Origin of the sequence: Gymnodinialimonas phycosphaerae (genome assembly GCF_019195455.1) — a bacterium.
GTDB lineage: Bacteria > Pseudomonadota > Alphaproteobacteria > Rhodobacterales > Rhodobacteraceae > Gymnodinialimonas > Gymnodinialimonas phycosphaerae.
The window spans coordinates 2,988,484-3,009,723 of the sequence record NZ_JAIMBW010000001.1; the positions used below are offsets into that span (position 1 = coordinate 2,988,484).

Consider the following 21,240-nt stretch of genomic DNA (forward strand, 5'->3'; position numbering starts at 1 on the left):
CAGCGCGGCGTCATGACAGTTTGCAGCGGGCTGACTCTGCCCTTCCACCGCGCTAAGTTGGCGTGCGAGAACACACATTCAGCAGGGGGCCGCTACCCATGGCGAAAAAATCGTCGACCCGTTCGGGACGTCAGAAATCCCAAGACGACAGCGTGGCGCCCGAAAGCGTGACGGCGGAAACTGTGGGCGGTTCAGGCGATATGGGCGGCGATACCGTCGTTCTGGGCGATGATACCCTGGGCGAAGATGCCGTCGCGGCGGAGCCCGAGGCAAGCGATCGCGTGACGATCGAGCCCGGCGACACGACCGCCGCCGAAGCGGACGTCGAAGACCCTGCCCAAGACCCGGCGCAGACAGAGATTGTCGACGGAGAAACGGTCGAAGAGGCCCCCGAAGATACCCGGGCCGAAGAGCCCGCGCCTGTGCCTGCCCCCACGCCTGCGCCCATCATCGAGAAACGCGGCCCCGGTTTCGGCGCGCTGTTGCTGGGGGGCGTCGTGGCGGCTGCCCTTGGGTACGGCGCGGCCTATTTCGGCCTAGTGGGCAGCAATGACACCTCTGCCACCGATACGGCCCTGGCCGAAGCCACGGCCTCGATTGAAGCACAGCAAAGCACGATTGCGGCGTTGCAGGCCGAGGTGGCCGCCCTTGCGTCGGTGGAACCGCCGGTCATCCCCGAAGTGGACCTTTCTGGCGTTGAAGGCGCAATTGCGGGCGTGGCCAACGATGTGGCAGGCGTCGGCACCACGATCGAGGCCCTCACAGGCCGGATCGTCGCTTTGGAAGAACGCCCGATCTTCACCGGCGAAGTCTCGGCTGATACCGCCGCGATGACGGAAGCCGTCCAAGCGCTGGAAGCCCGCATGGCGGCCGAGCAAGCCGCCGCCGCAGAGGCCGTTGCACAAGCCGCAGCCGCGCAAGCCGAAGCCGCCGCAGAAGCACAAGCTGCGGCAGAGGCCGCCGAAGCCGCCATTGCAGAGGCAGAAGCGCAAGCCGCGGCAGAGGCCGCCGCCGCCCAGACGGAAGCCGCGCTAAGCCGTGTGCGGGCCGCCATGGCCGCCGGTGGGCCCTTTGCAGATGCGCTGGCCGAACTGCCCGGAGAGGCGCCCGCCGCGCTTGCGGCCGCCGCCGAAACCGGTGTGCCGACGCTGGAAGACCTCGCGGCCGCTTTCCCCGGCGCCGCCCGCGCCGCCCTGCCCATCGCGCTACGCGAAACGGCGGGTGACAGCGCCACGGACCGTGCCGCCGCGTTTCTTCTGGGCCAGATCGGGGGCCGTTCGGTCGAGCCGCGCGAGGGTACTGACCCCGACGCCGTGCTCAGCCGTGCCGAGGCCGCCGTCGCCGCCGGGGACCTGGACACTGCGCTGAGTGAAATCGCCGCCCTGCCCGAGGGCGCACAGGCAATGCTGGATGATTGGGTCGATCAGGTGGAAACCCGGGTCGCTGCTGATGCTGCGCTGGCGGAGCTTTCCGCCACGCTTGAAAACTAAAGACCCCGCTGGGTCAAACGAAGGATCGCGCCGCATGCTCCTCTGGTCGCTGCTAAAAATCATGATCTTCATCGCCATCGTCGTGGGGGTCGTCTTTGGGATCGATTACCTGACCGGGATGGACAACCTCGGCCTGTTGATCATCACGGGGCGAGAGTTCGTGATCACGCCGTTCCTCGCGGTGGTCGGCGCGTTGGTCCTGCTGCTGGCGGTCTGGATCCTGTTCAAGGTCGTCGGCCTTCTGGTAGCCACGCTGCGGTTTCTGAACGGCGACGAAACGGCGGTCAGCCGCTACTTCGACCGCCGGTCCGAGCGGAAGGGCTATGAGGCGTTGGGCGAAGGCATGATGGCGCTGGCGGCGGGCGAAGGCCGGTTGGCGATCCGCAAGGCGGAGCGGGCGGGCAAGTACCTGGGCCGGCCCGAGTTAACGAACTTGGTGGTGGCACAGGGCGCGCAGATGGTTGGCGACGATGCACTGGCGACCGAAACGTTCAAGGCCATGGTCGCCGATGACCGCACCCGCTTTGTCGGTGTGCGCGGGTTGATGCAGCAGAAGCTGGACGCGGGCGACACCGACACGGCCCTGAAGCTGGCCGAGAAGGCGCTGGCGCTGCGTCCGAAGAACGCGGATGTGCAGACGACGCTGATCTCCCTGCAATCACGCAATGAGGATTGGGCAGGCGCACGCGGCACGCTTGCCGCCGCCCTGAAAGCGGGCAATGTGCCCCGCGACCTGCACCGCCGCCGCGACGCGGTGCTGGCGCTGGCACATGCCCGCGACGCCATGGCCGAAGGTCAGGTCGTCACCGCCACGCGCGATGTGGCCGAGGCCAACCGACTGGCCCCCGGCCTTGTGCCCGCCGCCGTGATGGCGGCCCGCATCGACGTTGAGGCCGGGCGCAAACGCCATGCGGTGAAGGTGATCCGCAAGGCCTGGGATCAGGCCCCGCACCCGGACCTTGCCGCCGCCTTCGCGCTGATCGAGCCCGATGAAACCCCGGCCCTGCGCCTGCGCCGCTTCCGCCCGCTTCTGGGCAAGCACCCCGGCCACCCCGAGGTGCGGATGCTGGAGGCCGAGTTGCATATCGCCAACGAGGATTTCCCCGCGGCCCGCAAGGCGCTGGGTGATCTGGCCGAAACCGCACCCACGGCACGCTCGCTTACGATCATGGCAGCGGTCGAGCGCGGCGAAGGCTCGCCGGATCGCGTTGTGCGCGGCTGGCTTGCCCGCGCCGTCACCGCCCCACGCGGGAACCAGTGGATGTGCTCGAGCTGCGGCCATGTGCACGAAGACTGGACCCCCGTCTGCGCCAACTGCGAAAGCTTCGATACGCTGGAATGGGCCGAGGCACGCCAGTCCCAGGCCTCCCTCGTCGGCCCCACCCAGATGCTGCCCCTGATCGTGGGCGCCTTGGAGGACCAGAGTGACGCGGATGAGGCCGAGGTCGTCGCGGAAGACATTCCCGAAGCCGAGAATATCACGCCCGCCGAACCGGAAGACGCTGAAGTCACTGAGGACGCGGAAACCGAGGCGCAGGTTTCGCGAAATTAGGTCTATCCAAACTTGGCGCGCCTTGCTATCAGCGCGCCCGGTACGCCGCTGTAGCTCAGATGGTAGAGCACGTCATTCGTAATGATGGGGTCGGGGGTTCGAGTCCCTTCAGCGGCACCACTTTCCAATCCGAACATGGTTAGAGACATCCGATAGGGCCCCGAATTTTAACGGTCTCGCGGTGAGTGATTGTCCGGCCACATCCCACGAAATGCCCCACATTGAGGGCGCTTTTGGGGGCATCGCGCAAAATCCGTAATCACGATGCTCCCTTGGGACGACACCTGGTGCGCAGGTCGGGCGGTCGGGCGACCGTAGTCATACCCGCTTCGGTCGGCTGAAGGCTGTTGCAGCGTGGTTGACCCCCGGGCCGGTGGGTTATATCGATATTATTATTGATAATATTTAGCAGCGTGAATTCTATCGTCTGGGTACACCCCTTCCTGGAAATCCACGCGCCCTTTGGAGGTTTGCAATGTTGCTTGGGTGTATCGGGGACGATTTCACGGGGTCTAGCGACCTGGCAAATACCTTGGCCAAGCAAGGTATGCGCACGGTTCAGTATACCGGCGTGCCGAATGCTGCCGCTGTGCCAGAGGTGCAGGCGGGCGTGGTCGCCCTGAAATCTCGGTCGATCGCGGTGGCAGAGGCCGTGGCGCAATCGCGCGCGGCGCTCGATTGGCTTCTGGACCAAGGCTGCGAGCAGATTTTCTTCAAGTATTGCTCGACCTTCGATTCCACGGCGGAGGGCAACATCGGCCCCGTGGCCGATGCCCTGGCGGAGGCGCTAACGGCCCACAAGGTGATCGTCTGTCCGGCCTTTCCGGGTGCGGGGCGGTCGCTTTATCAGGGGCACCTTTTCGTCAATGACGTGTTGTTGAATGAAAGCGGTCTGCAAGATCATCCGCTGACCCCGATGACAGACCCTGATATCCGCCGGTGGTTGGCACCCCAGAGCGCCCATACAGTTGGCCATGTCCCCGCTGCCGATGTCTTTGGCGGGGCTGCAAGGATTGCGGATCGTCTGGAGGAACAAAACCAGGCCGGGCACCGTTTGATCGTGGTGGATGCGATCCGCGACGCGGACCTGCTGGAGATCGGCAAGGCCGCCAAGGGCTTGCCCCTGATCACCGGGGGCTCGGGCGTGGCGCTGGGGCTGCCTGCGAACTTCGGCTGCGTGCCGGCCCCCGTGCCGTGGACGGGGCAGCCGGGCAAAGCGATTGCGCTGTCGGGGTCATGCTCGAAGGCCACGCGGGCGCAGATCGTGCGCCACGCGCAAACCAACCCCACCAAGGAGATCACCGCTGCCGATGTGATCGACGCGCGCCTTTTGCCTGCAGAGGTCGCCATATGGCTGTTGGAGGCAGAGGGCCTGCCGCTGGCCTACAGCTCTGCCGATCCGGCGGCCGTGGCAAAGGTGCAGGCCCAATTTGGCCGGCAAGCCGCGTCTGAGGCGTTGGAGCACTTCTTCGCCGAGGTCGCCCGCCTGTGCGTCGAAAGGGGTGTCACCCGCGTTATCACGGCCGGTGGCGAGACCTCTGGCGCCATAGTCGAGGGGCTGGACCTTGACGCGCTGGAGATCGGCCCCGAGATCGACCCCGGCGTCCCGGCCCTGCGGGCGCGCCCTGATCTGGTCGTTGCGCTCAAGTCTGGTAACTTCGGGGCAGAGGATTTCTTCACGAAAGCAGATCACATATTGGCAAGACCCCATGTCTGAGACCCAACTGCGCGAGCAGATTTGCCTGCTGGCCGCCTCCTTGTTCGCGCGCGGACTGACCCACGGCAGCACCGGCAATATCTCGGCCCGCACGGAAGACGGCGGGCTGCTTGTCTCGCCGACGGGCACAAGTTTCGGAAGGCTTGATCCCGGACGGCTCAGCCGCTTCGACGCGGCGGGCACGCTGGTGTCGGGCGACAAGCCGACCAAGGAAATGCCGCTACACACGGCGTTCTACGACACCCGCAGCACAGCGGGCGCGGTCGTGCACCTGCATTCGTGTCACTCGGTCGCGTGGTCGATGATGCCGGACGTGAATGAAGACGATTTCCTGCCGCACCTGACGCCCTATGCGATCATGAAACTAGGGCGCGTGAAGTTGTTGCCGTTCTTTTTGCCGGGTGATCCCGCCATGGGGGACGCCGTGCGCGGGCTGGCGGGCAAACGCAGCGCCGTGATGCTGGCCAATCACGGACCTGTGGTGGCGGGCAAGGATATCGAGGCCGCGTGCAACGCGGTGGAAGAGCTGGAAGACAGCGCGCGGCTGGCAATGATGATGCGCGGCGTGCAGGCGCGCGGCCTGACGGACGCACAGGTGCGGGCCGTCGTGACGCAATTCGATGTGGAATGGGACGGATGACAGCGTTTTCGGCCAACCTTGGATTCCTGTGGACCGACCGCCTGTTGCCCGATGCCATCCATGCGGCGAAGGCCGCGGGGTTCGACGCGGTCGAATGCCATTGGCCGTTTGACGTGGACCCGGCAGACGTGGCCGCCGCCCTGCAAGAGACCGGGCTGCCGATGTTGGGTCTTAACACACGGCGCGGTGATGTGGCGGGGGGCGAGAACGGCCTTGCCGCCCTGCCCGGCCGCGAGGACGAGGCCCGCGCGGCCATCGATGAAGCGCTGGACTATGCCACACGGATCGGCGCGGGGGCGGTCCATGTCATGGCAGGATTTGCCGAGGGGCACGAGGCGCGAGACACCTTCATCAAGGCTTTGCATCATGCCTGCGAGGGGGCGGCCAAGCGCGATCTGGTGATCCTGATCGAGCCCCTGAACCGGTTCGATGCGCCGGGATATTTCCTTGGCACGACAGATCTCGCCGCCGAGATCATCGCAGAGGTCGCCGCCCCCAACCTGCGGCTGATGTTCGATTGTTACCACGTGGGCCGAACCGAGGGCGATGTGATCGGACGCTTGCGCGCGCTCTACCCGCTGATCGGGCACATCCAGTTCGCCTCTGTCCCGGATCGCGGCGCGCCCGACCATGGGGACCTCGGTTATGCCGGGGTTTTCGCCGAGATCGCCGCCCTGGGCTGGAGCCAGCCCCTTGGGGCGGAATACAAGCCCGGCGGCCCGACGGAGGATACGCTTGGGTGGATGCGCACGCTTGGGTAGGCCTCAGGTTCGGGCCTTCTCGAATGCGGCCCAATGGGCTTCGAACGCCTCGAAGCTGACGGGGCCGTCCTTGATCGGCCCTAACACCAAGCCTTCGCTTTGTTCGAGCTTGTCCAGTGCCGCGCCCAGATCCGGCAAAACCTCGGGCGGGATGACAAGCGCACCGTGGCAATCGGCATGGATCAGATCGCCCTGTGCCACGCGCAGACCGAAAATCTCCACCGGCTCGCCGATCTGGTGCACGTGGACGAACCCGTGGCTGGGACCGATGCCGCCGGCCAGCACCGGGAACGACGCGGGCAGGTCGCCAAGGTCGCGCATCAAGCCGTTGGTCACCGCCCCCGACAGGCCAAAGACACTGCCGTGAACGGCGGCGTGAACCTCCCCCCACCAAGCGCCGAGGGCGGCGTCTCCGTCCATATCCTCGACCACTGCCACGCCGGGCCGAGGGCCTTCGGCCATGGCGCGAAAGTACGCCATCCGCCGGGCGCGCAAGACGTCAGGCGGCTCAGACGGGGCCTCGCGGCCCGCGATGTGAGCGGTCCGAGCGAAGCCCAGGATGCGCGTGTGCCGATCACCGGACCAGTGCATCGTGGCGCGGGTGAAGCCTGCGAAGCCCCGGCGACCTTGGGCCACCTCAATCGCGTTGCACACCGTTGGTGTGTCACAGGCCCGAAGCCGGGCAGCCAGATCTTGAGAAAGCATCATGGGGCATTCCAGGCATCAGACAGGGCCCGGGCGCAGGCGGCGGGGTCTTCGACCAAGGCATAGTGCCCCAGCCCCTCAAGGGCCACTGCCCGGCCCTGCGGGGCCGCCTGCGCGGCATCCTGCGCGAGCGCAAAGGGGGCCATCTGGTCGTCCGTGCCGGTCAACAGGGTGACCGGGCAAGGGACGCGTGACAGGGCCCCCAACGCGCCCGGGCGGGAAAGGGCAATCGCGGTATGGGCATCGATCAGGTGCTGCGTCTGATTGGCCATCGACAGGATTTGCGACAGGGCACGTTCCGGGTCAGGCCCGGCCAAGGGCGGCAAGCGCTCTGCCAAGGCCGCCGCCCCACCACGACGGGTGACATCGCGGGCAAGGGCGAGGCGCCCGTCCCGCTTGGCGGGGTCATCGGCGTGGGGATTGAGACCGAAGAAAACAAATTGTGCGGCGTCCAGCCGATCTGCCAGATGGGCCGTCACGATGGCCCCAAGGGAGAAGCCGCAAATAATGGCCCCTGGCGCAATAGCGGTCAGGGCATCGGCGTAGTCCTCTATTTGCGGGTCAGACAGCTCGATCACGGTGCGGGCGCGGCGCGCCACGCCAAGCGCGTCAAGGAAGCCATCGAAGACTTCCCCTGTGCACAAGGTGCCCGGCAGCAAGGCCCAAGGCCGACCGTCCGCTGGATCAATAGCCATGATTTCCAGTCGCGGTTGCAAGGTTCGGCTTTTCTGTATCCAGCAGATTCTTCACCGCGCCCGAGACACTGCGTGTCAGATGGGCGAAGTCGTTGCCCGGCGTGACCAGCCCATAGCCTTCGTCCATCCGCAAGCGGGCCTCGGACGCGTCGGCGCAGAAAATGCCGACGGGCACGCCCTTCTGGGTCGCACGCGACAGGACGGTCCCCATGGCTTGTTCGGACGCGGGACGCGGAAAGCGAACATGACCGTCCAGCGCAAAGGCCATGTCGTTGGGGCCCAGATACAGCATATCGATGCCGTCCACGGCGAGGATTTCGTCGATGCGGTCCACTGCCTCTGCCGTTTCGATCATCGGAATCGCCATCACCGTCTCGTTCGCCATCGCCACATAATCGGACCCGCCATAGAGCAACCCCCGCGAGGGTCCGAAGCTGCGGTTACCATGGGGCGGGTAGCGGCAGGCCGCAACCAGTTCCGCCGCCTGTTCGGGGGTGGAGATCATCGGGCAGATGATCCCATAAGCGCCCGCATCCAGCAGTTGCATGATCTGTGCCGGGTCCAGATGCGGCACGCGCACCATCGGGATCGCGGGCGTGGCAGAGATCGCTTGCAACATGTGCAGCGCCTCGGAGAAGCCGAACATGCCGTGCTGCAAGTCGACCGTCACAGAATGCACGCCGGTGTGTCCAACGCCCTCCGCCGAATAACTCGCCCCGATCGACAGCCACGCATTGATCACGGGATCGCCAGCGGCAAGGCGTGTCTTGACGTGGTTCGGACGCATCAACCAGCCCTCCGGTAAAGCGGGAGCAGCGCCGCCTTGGCCATGAAGCCGCCCGCGTCCAGACCGGTGCCGCGGGCCTCGGCCGCCGCGATGACATCGTCGGCAAACACGGGCCGTTTGCGGTGATCACCCGACACGGTGACAAGCGCTTCGACCGTCTCATCGCCCAATGCCTCAAGCGACCGCACGGTTCCTGCGGGGATCGAGTAGGTGTCCCAGGCCTCCAGATCGACGGTAACATCCGTGCCGTCGTGGAAGGTGATCCGCAGCTGGCCCTTGTGCAGGATGATGACCATCTTGTCGGGCAGCGCGAAGGGGCTGACGTGGGTGCAGGGGGCCATGCGCAACCACTCGGTCGAGAAACCGTGGGGGTTGGTGATGGGGGCGGCGTGATCTCGGTTCTGGGTGAGGCCGTAGCCGATGACGGGCGCAAGCTCCGCGCCGCAACCGGGAAGGTTCGCGTCGATAAACGCGGGGCGGAAATCACGGTCGGCGGCGGTGACGACGCGGCTTCGCATCTCCCTCGGCGTGACCTCGCGCAGCGCTGCGACCTCGGTGTCGGGCATGGGGGGGATGCAGGCATCCGCATCGGGCACCGCATCGCCACGAGACGTGTCGATCAGCGTATTCTCGTTGGAGATATAGAGCCCGTATTCCGCCGCCTCACGAATGATGTCCGGGTGGAAGATCACGCCGCCGGTATTGTCACCGCCGAGGATCGTGAAGAGCCAGCCATCATCCGGGCCCGCATTTGTGAAGCCCCGGAAGATCCACGTCGGCACCGACAGGATATCACCTTCGCGGCCTGTGAATTCGTTCTCGCCGTTCGATCCCCAGCGGAAGGTCCATTCCCCCTTCTGGACGATGAACACTTCGGCGGTGAAATGGATGTGCAGGTTATTGGTGATGCCGTTGGGCATCGCCGCCGCCCCGATATTGAAGCCGTGCGGTTCCGGCAGGTTCACCACCTGATCTGCGGACGAGGTCACACCGGGGCCGATGATGGAATAGTTCTCTTTCAGGTGCGAACCGGGCTTTTTGCAATCGATGAAAGCGACGGTGCAGGACGTGTAATCGGACCGTTTGACCCGGCGGGCGTCTGCTTCTTGTTGCGAGAGAGAGGGCATGGGAGGTGTCACCTTGATTGGGGTTCAGAAATCCAGACGCTCGCCAGAGGTCTTGTCGAACAGATGGACGCGCCCGCCGGGTTTGGGGGCCAGCATACAGCGCGTGTTGATGGCGGCCTCGAATTCGGCGGGACCGCGGGCACAGATGGAGGTGCCCTTTTCGCGCAGGGTCACGAGGGTGGAATCCCCGGTCAACTCCAACGCATAGAGCGCGCCCGAGATCGGCGCGTCGGTGCTTTGGGTCAGCTCCAGATCTTCGGGACGGATCCCCAGCACCACGTCCGCGCGGTCCGGCGCATCAACAGGCATTTGCACGCCGGGGGCAGTGAACTGTCCGCCCGCGATGGCGCCCTCGATCAGGTTCATGGAGGGCGAGCCGATGAAGCCCGCCACAAAGAGGTTGACCGGCTCGGAATAGATCTTCTTGGGCGTGTCCAACTGCACGATCTGACCGTCGCGCATGACGGCCACGCGGGTGGCCAGCGTCATCGCTTCCATTTGGTCGTGGGTCACGAAGACCGTCGTGACGCCAAGCTCGTGGTGCAGGTGCTTCAACTCGGCCCGCATCGACACGCGCAGCTTGGCGTCGAGGTTGGATAGCGGCTCATCCATCAGGAAGATTTTCGGGGTGCGCACGATGGCGCGGGCAAGCGCCACGCGCTGGCGTTGACCGCCCGACAGTTCGGACGGGCGACGTTTGAGCAAGGCCTCAAGCTCTACCTTTTCGGCCGTTTCCCGCACTTGTTTGGTACGGGTGGCCTTGTCCACCCCGCGCAGTTTCAGCGGATAGCCGATGTTCTGTTCCACTGACATGTGCGGATAAAGGCCGTAGTTCTGGAACACCATCGCGATGTCGCGGTCCTTGGGCGGCTTGTCGTTGACCCGCTGGCCCGCGATCATAAGATCGCCCGAGGTGATATCCTCCAGCCCCGCGATCATCCGCATCGTCGTGGTCTTGCCGCAGCCCGATGGGCCGAGCAGCACCAAAAACTCCCCCTCCTCAATCGTCAGGTTCTGCTTCTTGACCGCATGGAACGCACCGTAGCGTTTCTCGATATCGACGAGTCGAACTTCAGCCATACCCCGCCCCCCTATTTGACCGCGCCGGCTGTCATGCCGCGCGTGAAGTGTTTTTGTATAAGAAGTGCCATGATGAAGATTGGAACGGTGATCATGACACCGGCGGCAGACATCAACTCCCATAGATCACCACGCTCGGTGCGGAAGCTGACAAGGCCCACGGGCAATGTCACCGCGTCGCGGCGCGTCAGGATCAGGGAGAAAAGGAATTCGTTCCACGTCAGGATGAAGCAAAAGATGGATGACGTCAGGATGCCGGGCGCGGCCATCGGCAGGACGATGTCCTTGATCACCCGCAAGCGGGATGCGCCGTCGATCATTGCGGCCTCTTCGCTGTCTGTTGGGATCGCATCGATGTAGCCTTTGATCATCCAGATCACGAAGGGTGTCACGATGGCGAGGTTCACGATGATCAGCGCGATGCGCGTGTCCAGCAGGTCCAGCTGCCGGAACATCAGGAAGAACGGCAACACGATCACGACCGCCGGGATGAACTGCGTCGACAGGATCAGGAAGAACAGGAACTTGCGCCCCTTCACCCGGAAACGGGAGAAGGAATAAGCCGCCAGCGACGCGCAGGGCACCGCGATCAGCACAGTGACAGAGGCCACGACGACAGAGTTCATCACCATATCCCCCAGGTTCCACGGGTCTGAGAAAACGGTGACGAAATTGTCGAACGTTGGCGTGAAATTCAGCGACAGGGAATAGGCGTCGATCGGGCGTTTGAACGCCGTCAGGAACATCCAGGCGATCGGGAACAGGACCACGATGCAGATGAAAAGCAGCAGAGCCCGTTCGGCCCACCATGAAAGGATACGCATCATGCCGTTGCCATCTTTCTCTCGCTCAAGAGCATGCGGACATACCAGATCGAGATTGTCATCATGATTGCCGTCAGGATCCACGCCAGCGCCGAGGCATAGCCCATGTCGTACCATTCAAAGCCCACGTTGAAGATGAAGTAGGCCAGTGTTTCCGTTGAGGTGCCAGGGCCGCCACCGGTCAGCGTGACGACCTGATCAAACATCTTCAGTGCGAAGATCGTCTTGAGGATCGCAGTGACCAGCAGCACGCCCTTCATTTGCGGCAGGATGATGCCGAAGATGATGCGCAGGTTGGACGCGCCATCGATGCGGGCGGCCTCTTCCGTTTCGCGGGGGATAGAGGCTAGGCCGCCGAGGCACATGAACGTCATGTAAGGCGCCCAGTGCCAGACGTCCGTGACCACGAGGATCGCCATCGCAAGATCGGGGCTGGCCAACCACGGCGTCCCTTCAAGGGCGGGGAAAATCGCGGCAAGGCCGTTGGACAGCACGCCGAATTCCGGGTTGAACATGAACCGAAAGCTGACGCCGATCAGCGCCGGGCTCATGGCGAAAGGCAGGATAAGGATGATCCGCGTGAACGTGTGCATGCGACCCTTGCGGCGCAGCAGAAGCGCCAGCGACATCGCGATGATCAGGGTCAGGATCACGCTGGAGACGACGAAAATCGTCGTGACCCAAAGGGAATTAAGGAAGTGCGATTCACCGGCGGCGCGGATGAAATTGTCGAAACCCACCCACTCTTCGGGGCGGCGGGACCGGGTCAGATCCCAATCGCGGAACGCCGTCGTCAGCGAATAAGCCAAGGGGTAAAACGTCGTCGCAAGGACGATCAGAAAGCCCGGGACCAGCAAGTAGTATTGGAGTGATCTGTCGCGCATTGCGGGTCTCGTCCCTTGGGGAATGGTGCTGCGGCCACCACCAGGGCAGCCGCAGCGGGTTGCACGATCAGCCGCGGATTTCCGCGATTTCCTCGGCCGCGGCGTCCAGGGCTGCGCGGACATCGTCCTGCTCGCCGGAGGCCAGGCTGGAGATGGCGGTTTCCAGCACTTCGACGATGCGCAGCCAGTCATCACCGAACTCGATGCCATCCGCTGTTTCCAGCGCATCCGCCGCCGCGGCGTGGATGCCGCCCCAGCGCGCGTTGACCTCATCGTCCCGCATGTTCGAGAGGTGGACGGCGACCAACTCACTCAACTCGGGATCCAGCAAGACATCACGTTCCAGCGCCGGGTCCGTCAGCCACCCAAGATACTCGATCGCAGCGTCGCGGTTGTCGGATTCTGCGGTCACGCCGAAAATCCAGGTATTGGTGAACGTGGTCCGATCCCCGTCACCGACCGTGGGCATCGCCGCGAAGCCCAGTTGATCTGCCGTGATCGTCGACTGCTCGGGGTCGGTCAGCTGCGAGGAGACCCACCACCAGACCGGCAGCATGGCAGAGTTGCCCTGCTTGAAGCTGTTCACCGCGTCCTGCTCGACAAAGACTGCCGATCCAGCCGGGGCGATTTCATCCACCGTCAGGAAATTGATGTACTGCTCGGTCGCCATCACGCCAGCATCCGAGTTGAAGATCGGCTGGCCTGCATCATCGAACAGATCCCCGCCGTGCCCCCACAGCAGGTTCATCCAGACCATCAGGTTCTGGCCGTTCAGACGCCCGTAAGGCAGTGCGATGCCAGAAGCATCGGTTGCCTCCTGGATCGCTTGAGCGGCGGTCACGACCTCTTCCCAGGTCTGGGGCACCTCGACGCCTGCCTCTTCGAACAGGTCGGTACGGTAGAACATCAATTGTACGTGGCCGCGCACGGGCAGGCCGTAAAGTTCATCTCCGATCATGCCATGACGCATGTGGGCGGCAGGAAAATCGGACAGATCCGTGCCTTGCGCGGCGATCCCGTCACCGATGGGCTGGATCAGGTTGGTGAGGGACGGCACCCACTGGTCCATGATCGATACGACATCGTAATCGCCACCGCCGCCGATCATCTCGGCGGTCAGCGCCTCGCGCATGTTGGGGAACGGCACGTAATCAACTTCCACATCGATGCCTGTCGCTTCCTCGAACGCGGCGACGCGGGCCTCATGGGCCTGGAACTGGCTGGATGTCACCGCCAGGATGCGAACGGTCTCTCCGGCGAAGGGCTGGCCTTCGGTGGCCTCCCACGCGCTGGCGTGCCCGGCGGCAAGGGCTGCCGCGATGGCAAGCGTGCTGGTCAATACTTTCATCATATCCTCCCTGACAATGATCGCTCAATGGTTAAGGGCCACCTCTGTTTTCGTCAATATTATTATTGATAATTTTGTTGATGGTGTGAGAGCTCGTAGTATGAGTAAGATTGAAAGACCCGGATGAACGAGAAGACCATGGCGACCGAACTCGAAAAAGACTTGGAAAACGACATCATCTTCGGGATCTATCCCCCCGGCAGCCGCATCACGGAAGACAGCGTCATGGCGCAATACAATGCCAAGCGCCACGCCGTCCGCAGCGCCTTTGCGCTATTGGAAACCCAAGGCCTTCTGGTGCGCTGGCCCCATCGCGGTGTCGAAGTCGTGGAACTGACCCCCGATGAGGTCGACGCGCTTTATGATGTGCGCATCGTGTTGGAGACCGCCGCCGCCGCGCGCACGAAACTTCCCGTGGACCCGCAGATCGTGGATCGCCTCGAAGACATCGCCAAACGCCACACGGAGGCGTTCGAGACCGGCGATTTCCGCGCCGTGTTCTGGTTGAATCAGGAGTTCCATGAAGTGCAGTTCGCCTGCTGCGACAACCCCCGGCTGACCGCGCTGATCGCGCAACACGCCCGCATGGCGCAGCCGATTCGCGTCGTCAAATACGACGACGAAGCCCATATGCAGAACGTCATCCGTCAACACTACGCGATCATCGAAGCCATGCGGGGTGACGCGCGTGAGACCTATGTTCAGGCCACGAAAGAGCATCTGCCAGCCTCGGCTACGGCCTATCGCATGCTGTATGAACGGCGGTATCAGCGTCGGCGTGCATCCAGCTGACATCCAACTCGGGCTGTTGGGCTGGCAAGATCGATCGATGTGGGAAAGAGCCATGACACCAGAGTGTGCCCCGATGGCGAATTTGCAGGCCTTGCAGCAAGATCGCTGGCGGGAGCAAGGGGCGTATGTCGTGGCGCAGTCCTCCTTTTACCAACAGCTTTGGAAAGGTTCCCCGCCGCCGCGTGACCTGCGTGATCTGGCAGAGCTTCCGCTGTCCGACAAAGCGATGCTGCGTGCATCACAGGCCGCGCACCCCCCTTTCGGGGACTACCTCGCCGCAGCGGATGACGCCCCCGTGCGCCTGCACCGCACGTCTGGCACCACGGGCCAAGCCATGAACCTTGCCCTTTCCGCCCGCGATTGCGCGATCACGGAAGAAGTCGGCGGGCGGTGCCAATCCTCGGCCGGGCTGACGCCTGCCCACCGCGTGGTGCATTGCCTGAACTACCAGATGTGGATGGGCGGGCTGACCGATCACATGACCTTGCAGGCCACCGGCGCGCTGGTCATCCCTTTTGGCGTAGGGTCGACCGAATTGCTGGTGCGCACCATTCAGGAGGTCGGCATCGATGCCATTTCCTGCACACCCTCTTACCCCACCGTGTTGGAACGCGTGCTGGCCGAGGCCTTCCCCGGCCTCGCGCCCCGCGACCTGGGTCTGAAGCTGGGGCTCTTCGGCGGAGAGCCGGGGCTGGATGACCCGGCTTTCCGGGCGCGATTAAGGGACGTCTGGGGGATGGAGGCGCGCAATGCGAATTACGGCGTGTCGGATGTCTTCTCGAATTTCGCGGCGGAGTGCGCCCATGACACGCGGCTGCATTTCATGGCCAGCGATGTGCTTTTCCCCGAGCTGATCGACCCCGAGTATGGCACCCCCATTCAAATTGCGCCCGGCCAGAAGGGGGAGTTGGTGCTGACCCATCTGCTACGTGACTGCCAACCGTTGGTGCGGTTTCGGACCGGCGATATCATCGCCATCGATGAGACCGGGCCATGCCGCTGCGGGCGCACCGGGTTTCGTTTTCGCGTGGTCGGGCGATCCGACGACATGGTGGTGGTGCGAGGGCTGAACATGTTCCCCTCGATGGTGGCGGCGGTCCTGAACGAGTTCCGCGCGCTTTCGGGCGATTACCGGATATCGCTGGACGCCCCGCCGCCCCATGACCGTTTGCCGGTGATCGCCGAAGTGGCAGAGGGCCAGGAAGCGGCGCATGATCTGGCGGATCAGGTGGCCGCGCGTATCAAGCAACGCTTGGGTGCGACGGCGCAGGTGACGCTGGTGCCCCACGGCACATTTCCCCTGACCGAAGGCAAAACGAAACGCGTGATCCGAGGGTACCAATGACAGATTTCACCTATGACACCGTGTTGAGCGCGTTGGACGAACACGGCGTTCGCACCATAACCCTGAACCGGCCTGAGTGTCTGAACGCGATGAACCCGCAGCTTGTCGCGGACGTCGGGCGCGCCTTTGACGATGCCAACGCGGACCCCGGCACCCGCGCCATGATCCTGACCGGGGCTGGCAAGGCCTTCTGCGCGGGCGATGACCGGCGCGAACATACGCACCCCGAAACGGAAGAGCAGGCGCGCGCGCTGGTCGAGGCGATCCAGCGCTGCACCAACGCGATCGTGCTTGGCCCCAAACCCGTCGTGGGCGCGATCAACGGATGGGCCGTGGGCGGCGGCTTTGAATGGGCGATCAACTGCGACTTCCCGATCTGGGCCGACAGCGCCAAGGGCTTTTTCCCCGAGGTCTCGCTGAACCTGTTCGTCACCGGCGCCGTGACCGCCTTGTTGCCGGGCATGGTCGGCCTCCACAAAGCGCGCGAAATGCTGTTTTTCGGCGAGCATTATGACGCGACGACCTTGGGTGACCTTGGGGTCGCATGGAAAGTCGTCCCCGATGCGGACCTGATCGGCGCAGCGCATGAGACGGCGCGCAAGCTGGCGGAACTGCCGCCGCTTTCGGTCCGGGCGATGAAGCGCGTGCTGACCTTCGCCTCCGTCCCAGACATTCACCGCGCGATGCAGTTGGAAACCGATGCCACCGTTGCAGGGTTCATGGACCCCGAGACGACACGTCGCCTGAACGCGTTCTGAAGATGCGGGCGGGCCTCACCCCGCGTCGCCTCAAAGCTGCCCGGCGATCTGCTCGGAAAGGGCGCGCCATGCCTCGCCATGGGCATCGGCGAGGGCGGGCAGGTCTTCACCACGCACCGGCACCGCGATGTCGAAGCTGCGGATGCGTTCGGCCCACGCGCCATCATCGCGCCGGATCGCGAATTGGCCGCTCAGGTGCAGTTGACCATTCGCCCCCAGCAGCATCCGTTCAGCCCTGATCGTCAGCTCTGCATCGGGGTAGGAGCTAAGCGGCCAAGGCGTGCGGGCAACGGGCACGCTGGTGATCTGCGACAGGTGCCGCACGACCGCATTGGCCATCGCGTCTTCGGGCACGTCGGCCCAGATCAGGTCCGGCACCACTTCGATCAGACCGCCTTCTGTTTCGCGCACGACCTCGGAGGCGCTGGCGTATTCCGGCAGTGAGATGTCTGCCACCGCAACGGATCGCACGGAAACGCGCGTCTGCATTTCAGACACCGCCGGGCTGACCGACAGGCGCGCAGCGTCGCCGCCACATCCAGCGAGGCACACGACGAGCGCAATGGTGATCCTAGCTAGGTTCATCTTATCGTCCTCTGATCAACGAATCCGGGTTGCGTTCAATGGCGCGGGCAAGTGAGCGGAAGGCGTCAGCCGCTTGCGAGATATCCGCAATCGCCGCGCGCAGGTCCCGGTAGACGGTAGAATCGTCGTCGTAGTCTCCGGCCAACCCCTGCAAAGATGCAACCAGCGAGTCGAGCCGCGTGACGATGGCCGGGACCTGTTCCGCTGCCGATTGGATGGATGCGAAGGCCGTGTCCGCCGAAGCCAGCGTGCTGCTGAGGTTTTCCGCCACGCCCCCCTCGCTCAGGGCCGAAAGGATCGCCGACAATTCCGCGAGCGTCGTGTTGAGCGAGGCGGGCAAATTCTCGATCTCTTCCGCCGCAAGGATCGTCTCGATGCGCTGCAACACGCGATCAGCAGAATTTGCGGCAGCGGTGACAGGGGCCGTGTCAAGTTGGGCAACAAGGGTCTCGATCCCCGTCAACACGTCTGGCAGGCCTTCCGTGAAGGTCTGCAAGTCGGCCACGATGACGTCGCTCGCCTCAAGGGCGGTCAGGGTGGTGGCGACCCCCTCGCTGTCCGTGATGCGCGCCACGAGCCCTTGCAGGCCCTCGGCGGCGTTCGACAGGTTGGTGAGGGTCGTCCCGATCTCCTCGGCCGCGACGACGGCGCGTGCCTCGGCCACCAGCGCGTTGAGGTTGGTGGGCAACGCGCGGATATCCTCGCCGGTGGACAGCATCGTGATGCCGTCCAACGCATCTATGGCGGCGTTCATTACATCCTCGATCGGCAGGGCCGCGACGCGCGCGACGATCGCATCCAGATCGGCGGAGGCTTCCGTCACGTTGGGCGGTGCGGCGGCGATGATCGGAACGTCAATCAAGCCGGTCTCAAGGGTTTGGCCATCGGGGTCTTCATCCTCGAACATCTCCAGGATCAGGGACGTGCCAAGCAATCCTTCGCTGGACACGCGAACCCGCAGGCCGTCCTCTACCCGTTGGGCCAACACCTCCAACAGGTCATCGACGGTCGCCACGTCCGGCAGCCCGATGCGCGACGGCGAGATCGAGAAGGTGATGAGGATTTGCACGCCGTCCTCGGGCGCGCGGGGGTCCGTATACCCGATGATGTCGGTAACTTCGCCGACCCGGATGCCGCCATAGCGCACCAGCGCCCCCAGCACGAGGCGCACGTCCTCGGCGGGCATGATGACACCAAGCGACAGGGCTTGATCAACCGGGGCCTCGAACACGCTGCGTTGCGCATCCTGACGGCTGGAATAGACGTCGAAGATCTGACCCGGCTGGATCGGTTCGCCGCCCGTCACCAGGGCCTGAAAAGCCACGCCGCCTTCGACCAGCGAGGCAAGGCTTTCGAAGTTGACCGACAGGCCCGAGGTGTTGAGGTCTACCGAAATGCCCGAGATGTCCCAAAAGCGCGTATTGGTCGACAGCCGTGCATCATGGGGGGCTTCGATGAAGGCATCCATCGTGATGACGGTGCCGTTCTCGCTAAGCTCGGGCTCGCCCAGGCGGCCAACTTCGATGCCGTTGAACAGGACGGGCGCGCCAGCGGACAGTTGGCCCCCGTCGCGCGACCGCAACACGACCCGCGTGCCTGCTTCGCCGGGACGCGATAAAGGCGTGTTTTCAAGGGCGTTGAACCGGTCCTGAAAGGCGCCGATTTCGCCGTCCCAGGTGCCTTCGATGTAGACACCGGACAGAACCGTCGACAACCCCGTCACACCACGGGCCGAGACCTGCGGTTCGACCAGCCAGAACTCGGCTTCGGCATCGACGTATTGGGCGATTTCGCTGTCGATACGGATATGCGCCTCAACGGCCTGGAACCCTTCGGAGAAATCCAGATCCTCGACAATGCCGACCTCCACATCTCGAAATCGCAGGGGCGTTTCACCGGCTTCGATGCCGGAGGCAGACGGCAAGGACACCACGATGACGGGGCCCTGGCCGCGATAGGATTGCACGACAACAAAGATCGAGATCGCCAAGGCGAGCAAGGGCATCAGCCATACCCACGAGGCACCGCGCCCCCGGCGCTGCGTGATCTCGGGTTCGGGCAGATCTTCGTCATTCATGGTTGGATTTTCCCTCCAGACGATCCCAAATCTGCCTCGAGTCAAAGCTTTGGGCCGCAAGCATGGTGAACACCACGGACAGGGCGAAACAAACAGCGGCAATGCCGGGGTTAATTGTGGCAAGAACGTCGAATTGCACCAATGCCGTGAGAATGGCAACGACAAAGACATCGATCATTGACCAGCGCCCGATGAACTCCACCACTTCGTGCAGTAGCAAGAGCCTGTGCGGGTCAGTGCGATGGCGGCGCGTTGTAAGAATGGCGAGATAGGCGATGACGATGAACTTGCCCACCGGGATCACGATACTGGCCACGAACACGATGATCGCGACCGCATAGGCACCGTGGTGAACCAGGTCGACGACCCCGCCGACGATGGTGCTTTCGGTGGTACGGAAACTCTGCGTCGTGCGCAGCATCGCGTAGAGATTTGCGGGAATGTAGGCGATCAGCCCCACGATCAGCCAAGCCCAGACCTTTTGCTGGCTCAACGCATCCCGGCTTTGCAGCCATTCGTTGCATCGGGCGCACCGCATCTGCTTTGCCGGGGCCACAAGGCTGCAACTTCGGCAAACGACGCGGCCGGTTTCGCGGGCAGTGATCACTCGTTGCATATCAACGCCGTCCATAGCGTGTGCCGACACATCAGCGTGTCCTGGTAGGCATTCAAGATCACGACCCCGGCAAATATCCAGAACGCGGGCCCGATCGAGATCGTCGCCAGATCCGCCAGCTTCACAAGGGCAACCGCGACGCCGACCATGAAGATCTCGGCCATTGCCCAGGGCTTGAGCAAAAACACGCCCCGAAGAGCCCGCGCGGCATAGGGCAAGTTGCGTCGGCCCACGGCAATGGGCCCAAGCGCATAGATCAACAGCAGAAAGCGGCTGAGGGGGAGCATTAGAATGAACGCCAGAACGGCCAAGGCCAGCGGCACCATGATGCCTGAACTGAAGCCAAGCACCACATCGATGACGGAAGCCGCATTTTCGAATTGCCCGGAATGCAGTTCGAGAAACGGCAGGAACACGACCATTGCCAGAAGTGCGACATTCGTCGCCGACAGGCTGACCAACCATGCCAGTGTCGCGCGTTTCCCGTAGGTGATCCTGTGGCCACACCTCGCACACTGCGTGGCCTGATCCGCCAGTTCGGGTCGAAGACTGTAAATCGCATCGCATACGACGCAGCCCACCGTATCCGTGGACACGGTTGAGATATCGACATTTCGCGCATTGGCAGAAGACACTTGTGCAGGCCTCAAAGCAGAGAAGCGATCAGGATGGGCTTGCGTGCGGTTGCGTGCAAGCTGGATTTTCCTTGCTAAAGCTAGGGTGCCGCACCCCCTGATGCCAGCGACAGACGCCAAGCGGTTACGGGTCGTGCGCCCTTACGGAAGTCGGGTCCATGTTTGGCCACCGCAGACCAGGCCGCCCAGGACACAGCCCGAAATCTGCAGGCGATTGGCATCGCGAAACCGCATGCGGGACAGGTAGACGCGCCCAGTCTCTACATCCAGCAGGCTGCCGCCGGAAAACTCGGACCCTGTCCATTGCATACCGGTCACCAGCACGGTCCCGAAGTATTGTGGGTTCACGTTGCGCCCACCGCCGTCGACCAAGATCCCGCAATACGCGGCCTCGCAAGGCGCAAAGCGGACGTATCCCCACGATCCATTCCGCGTCCCGGTTTGCCAAACCCCGTCAAGGGCATTGGGCGGTCCGGCAGTCTGGCTGAACGCCATCGACGGAAGCGCTAGGCACAGGATGAGGATAAGACGCGATCGGATCATGGTGCGGTCTCCGTTTCCGGTTGCGGGATGGTTACGCTGACGCAGGTGCGATCCGCTCCGCCTTCCGGCACAGCAAGGATCAACCCGGCCCGCGCCGCCTGTTCCTGAACGATGGCGAGGCCAAGACCACTGCCCTCGGAGGTCTTGCGCTTGTTCCATGCGCCGAAGTCCAGCGCCGCCGCGCCGGGGTTGCTGATGGAGAACGTATAGCCCCCCTGCCCCGCGTGGCCGTCCAGTTGCAGCGCCCCCGGCGCGCCATGGGCGATCGCATTCGACATG

The 21,240-nt window shown here is 63.8% G+C and carries 22 protein-coding genes and 1 tRNA gene; 9 read left to right on the top strand and 14 right to left on the bottom strand.

What is annotated here, in order from left to right; genetic code table 11:
* The first annotated feature begins 98 nt into the window (after positions 1-98).
* From KUL25_RS14775 to KUL25_RS14800, 6 genes are all read left to right on the top strand, one after another.
* Positions 99-1,490, top strand: a complete 1,392-nt coding sequence (locus tag KUL25_RS14775) for a COG4223 family protein (RefSeq protein WP_257893627.1) — start codon at positions 99-101, stop codon at positions 1,488-1,490.
* 34 nt (positions 1,491-1,524) lie between these two features.
* Complete coding sequence (locus KUL25_RS14780; protein ID WP_257893628.1) at positions 1,525-3,042, top strand: heme biosynthesis protein HemY; 1,518 nt, start codon at positions 1,525-1,527, stop codon at positions 3,040-3,042.
* A 44-nt stretch (positions 3,043-3,086) separates the two neighbouring features.
* Positions 3,087-3,162 (top strand) — tRNA-Thr (locus tag KUL25_RS14785).
* Between the two features lie 355 nt (positions 3,163-3,517).
* Positions 3,518-4,759 (top strand): 3-oxo-tetronate kinase, encoded by a 1,242-nt coding sequence (gene otnK, locus KUL25_RS14790; RefSeq protein ID WP_257893629.1) that lies wholly within the window; start codon positions 3,518-3,520, stop codon positions 4,757-4,759.
* The gene (gene otnC, locus KUL25_RS14795; RefSeq protein WP_257893630.1) at positions 4,752-5,399 is read left to right on the top strand and encodes a 3-oxo-tetronate 4-phosphate decarboxylase; all 648 of its coding nucleotides are present in this window, start codon (positions 4,752-4,754) and stop codon (positions 5,397-5,399) included. Before otnK ends, otnC begins: the two co-directional genes overlap by 8 nt.
* A complete protein-coding gene (locus KUL25_RS14800) occupies positions 5,396-6,160 on the top strand; it encodes a hydroxypyruvate isomerase family protein (RefSeq protein WP_257894872.1) in 765 nt (254 codons plus the stop codon). Before otnC ends, KUL25_RS14800 begins: the two co-directional genes overlap by 4 nt.
* A gap of 3 nt (positions 6,161-6,163) precedes the next feature.
* On the opposite strand, the gene KUL25_RS14805 is transcribed toward KUL25_RS14800, so the two are convergent.
* The 8 genes from KUL25_RS14805 to KUL25_RS14840 form a co-directional block, all read right to left on the bottom strand.
* Positions 6,164-6,868, bottom strand: coding sequence for an RraA family protein (locus KUL25_RS14805; RefSeq protein WP_257893631.1), 705 nt, complete (start codon positions 6,866-6,868; stop codon positions 6,164-6,166).
* Positions 6,865-7,560: an alpha/beta fold hydrolase gene (locus tag KUL25_RS14810; protein ID WP_257893632.1), complete on the bottom strand. Its 696-nt coding sequence runs from the start codon at positions 7,558-7,560 to the stop codon at positions 6,865-6,867. Before KUL25_RS14810 ends, KUL25_RS14805 begins: the two co-directional genes overlap by 4 nt.
* Entirely contained in the window at positions 7,550-8,347 is a 798-nt protein-coding gene (locus tag KUL25_RS14815) for an HpcH/HpaI aldolase family protein (RefSeq protein ID WP_257893633.1), read from the bottom strand. The genes KUL25_RS14810 and KUL25_RS14815 overlap by 11 nt, the downstream gene beginning before the upstream one ends.
* Positions 8,347-9,474 carry a cupin domain-containing protein gene (locus KUL25_RS14820; protein WP_257893634.1) on the bottom strand — a complete coding sequence of 376 codons (1,128 nt, stop codon included), beginning with the start codon at positions 9,472-9,474 and terminating at the stop codon, positions 8,347-8,349. The genes KUL25_RS14815 and KUL25_RS14820 overlap by 1 nt, the downstream gene beginning before the upstream one ends.
* 24 nt (positions 9,475-9,498) lie before the next feature.
* Positions 9,499-10,554, bottom strand: a complete 1,056-nt coding sequence (locus tag KUL25_RS14825) for an ABC transporter ATP-binding protein (protein WP_257893635.1) — start codon at positions 10,552-10,554, stop codon at positions 9,499-9,501.
* 11 nt (positions 10,555-10,565) lie between these two features.
* Positions 10,566-11,381, bottom strand: a complete 816-nt coding sequence (locus tag KUL25_RS14830) for a carbohydrate ABC transporter permease (protein WP_257893636.1) — start codon at positions 11,379-11,381, stop codon at positions 10,566-10,568.
* Positions 11,378-12,262: a carbohydrate ABC transporter permease gene (locus KUL25_RS14835; protein ID WP_257893637.1), complete on the bottom strand. Its 885-nt coding sequence runs from the start codon at positions 12,260-12,262 to the stop codon at positions 11,378-11,380. The genes KUL25_RS14830 and KUL25_RS14835 overlap by 4 nt, the downstream gene beginning before the upstream one ends.
* A gap of 67 nt (positions 12,263-12,329) precedes the next feature.
* Positions 12,330-13,610 carry an ABC transporter substrate-binding protein gene (locus KUL25_RS14840; protein WP_257893638.1) on the bottom strand — a complete coding sequence of 427 codons (1,281 nt, stop codon included), beginning with the start codon at positions 13,608-13,610 and terminating at the stop codon, positions 12,330-12,332.
* 123 nt (positions 13,611-13,733) lie between these two features.
* Here KUL25_RS14840 and KUL25_RS14845 point away from each other — a divergent pair, with 123 nt between their 5' ends.
* The 3 genes from KUL25_RS14845 to KUL25_RS14855 are packed head-to-tail and all read left to right on the top strand — an operon-like array spanning position 13,734 to position 16,505.
* On the top strand, positions 13,734-14,402 hold the full coding sequence (locus tag KUL25_RS14845) for a GntR family transcriptional regulator (protein ID WP_257893639.1): 669 nt from the start codon (positions 13,734-13,736) through the stop codon (positions 14,400-14,402).
* Positions 14,403-14,454: 52 nt separating this feature from the next.
* Positions 14,455-15,747, top strand: a complete 1,293-nt coding sequence (locus KUL25_RS14850; protein WP_257893640.1) for a phenylacetate--CoA ligase family protein — start codon at positions 14,455-14,457, stop codon at positions 15,745-15,747.
* Complete coding sequence (locus tag KUL25_RS14855; RefSeq protein WP_257893641.1) at positions 15,744-16,505, top strand: enoyl-CoA hydratase/isomerase family protein; 762 nt, start codon at positions 15,744-15,746, stop codon at positions 16,503-16,505. Before KUL25_RS14850 ends, KUL25_RS14855 begins: the two co-directional genes overlap by 4 nt.
* 30 nt (positions 16,506-16,535) lie before the next feature.
* Here KUL25_RS14855 and KUL25_RS14860 read toward each other — a convergent pair whose 3' ends face one another.
* From KUL25_RS14860 to KUL25_RS14885, 6 genes are all read right to left on the bottom strand, one after another.
* A complete protein-coding gene (locus KUL25_RS14860; protein ID WP_257893642.1) occupies positions 16,536-17,090 on the bottom strand; it encodes a PqiC family protein in 555 nt (184 codons plus the stop codon).
* Position 17,091: 1 nt separating this feature from the next.
* Positions 17,092-19,167 (bottom strand): PqiB family protein, encoded by a 2,076-nt coding sequence (locus tag KUL25_RS14865; protein WP_257893643.1) that lies wholly within the window; start codon positions 19,165-19,167, stop codon positions 17,092-17,094.
* The gene (locus tag KUL25_RS14870) at positions 19,160-19,783 is read right to left on the bottom strand and encodes a paraquat-inducible protein A (protein ID WP_257893644.1); all 624 of its coding nucleotides are present in this window, start codon (positions 19,781-19,783) and stop codon (positions 19,160-19,162) included. Before KUL25_RS14870 ends, KUL25_RS14865 begins: the two co-directional genes overlap by 8 nt.
* Positions 19,771-20,379, bottom strand: a complete 609-nt coding sequence (locus KUL25_RS14875; protein WP_257893645.1) for a paraquat-inducible protein A — start codon at positions 20,377-20,379, stop codon at positions 19,771-19,773. Before KUL25_RS14875 ends, KUL25_RS14870 begins: the two co-directional genes overlap by 13 nt.
* A 180-nt stretch (positions 20,380-20,559) precedes the next feature.
* Entirely contained in the window at positions 20,560-20,961 is a 402-nt protein-coding gene (locus KUL25_RS14880; protein ID WP_257893646.1) for a DUF2147 domain-containing protein, read from the bottom strand.
* A complete protein-coding gene (locus KUL25_RS14885; RefSeq protein ID WP_257893647.1) occupies positions 20,958-21,239 on the bottom strand; it encodes an ATP-binding protein in 282 nt (93 codons plus the stop codon). The genes KUL25_RS14880 and KUL25_RS14885 overlap by 4 nt, the downstream gene beginning before the upstream one ends.
* Position 21,240: the final 1 nt, after the last annotated feature.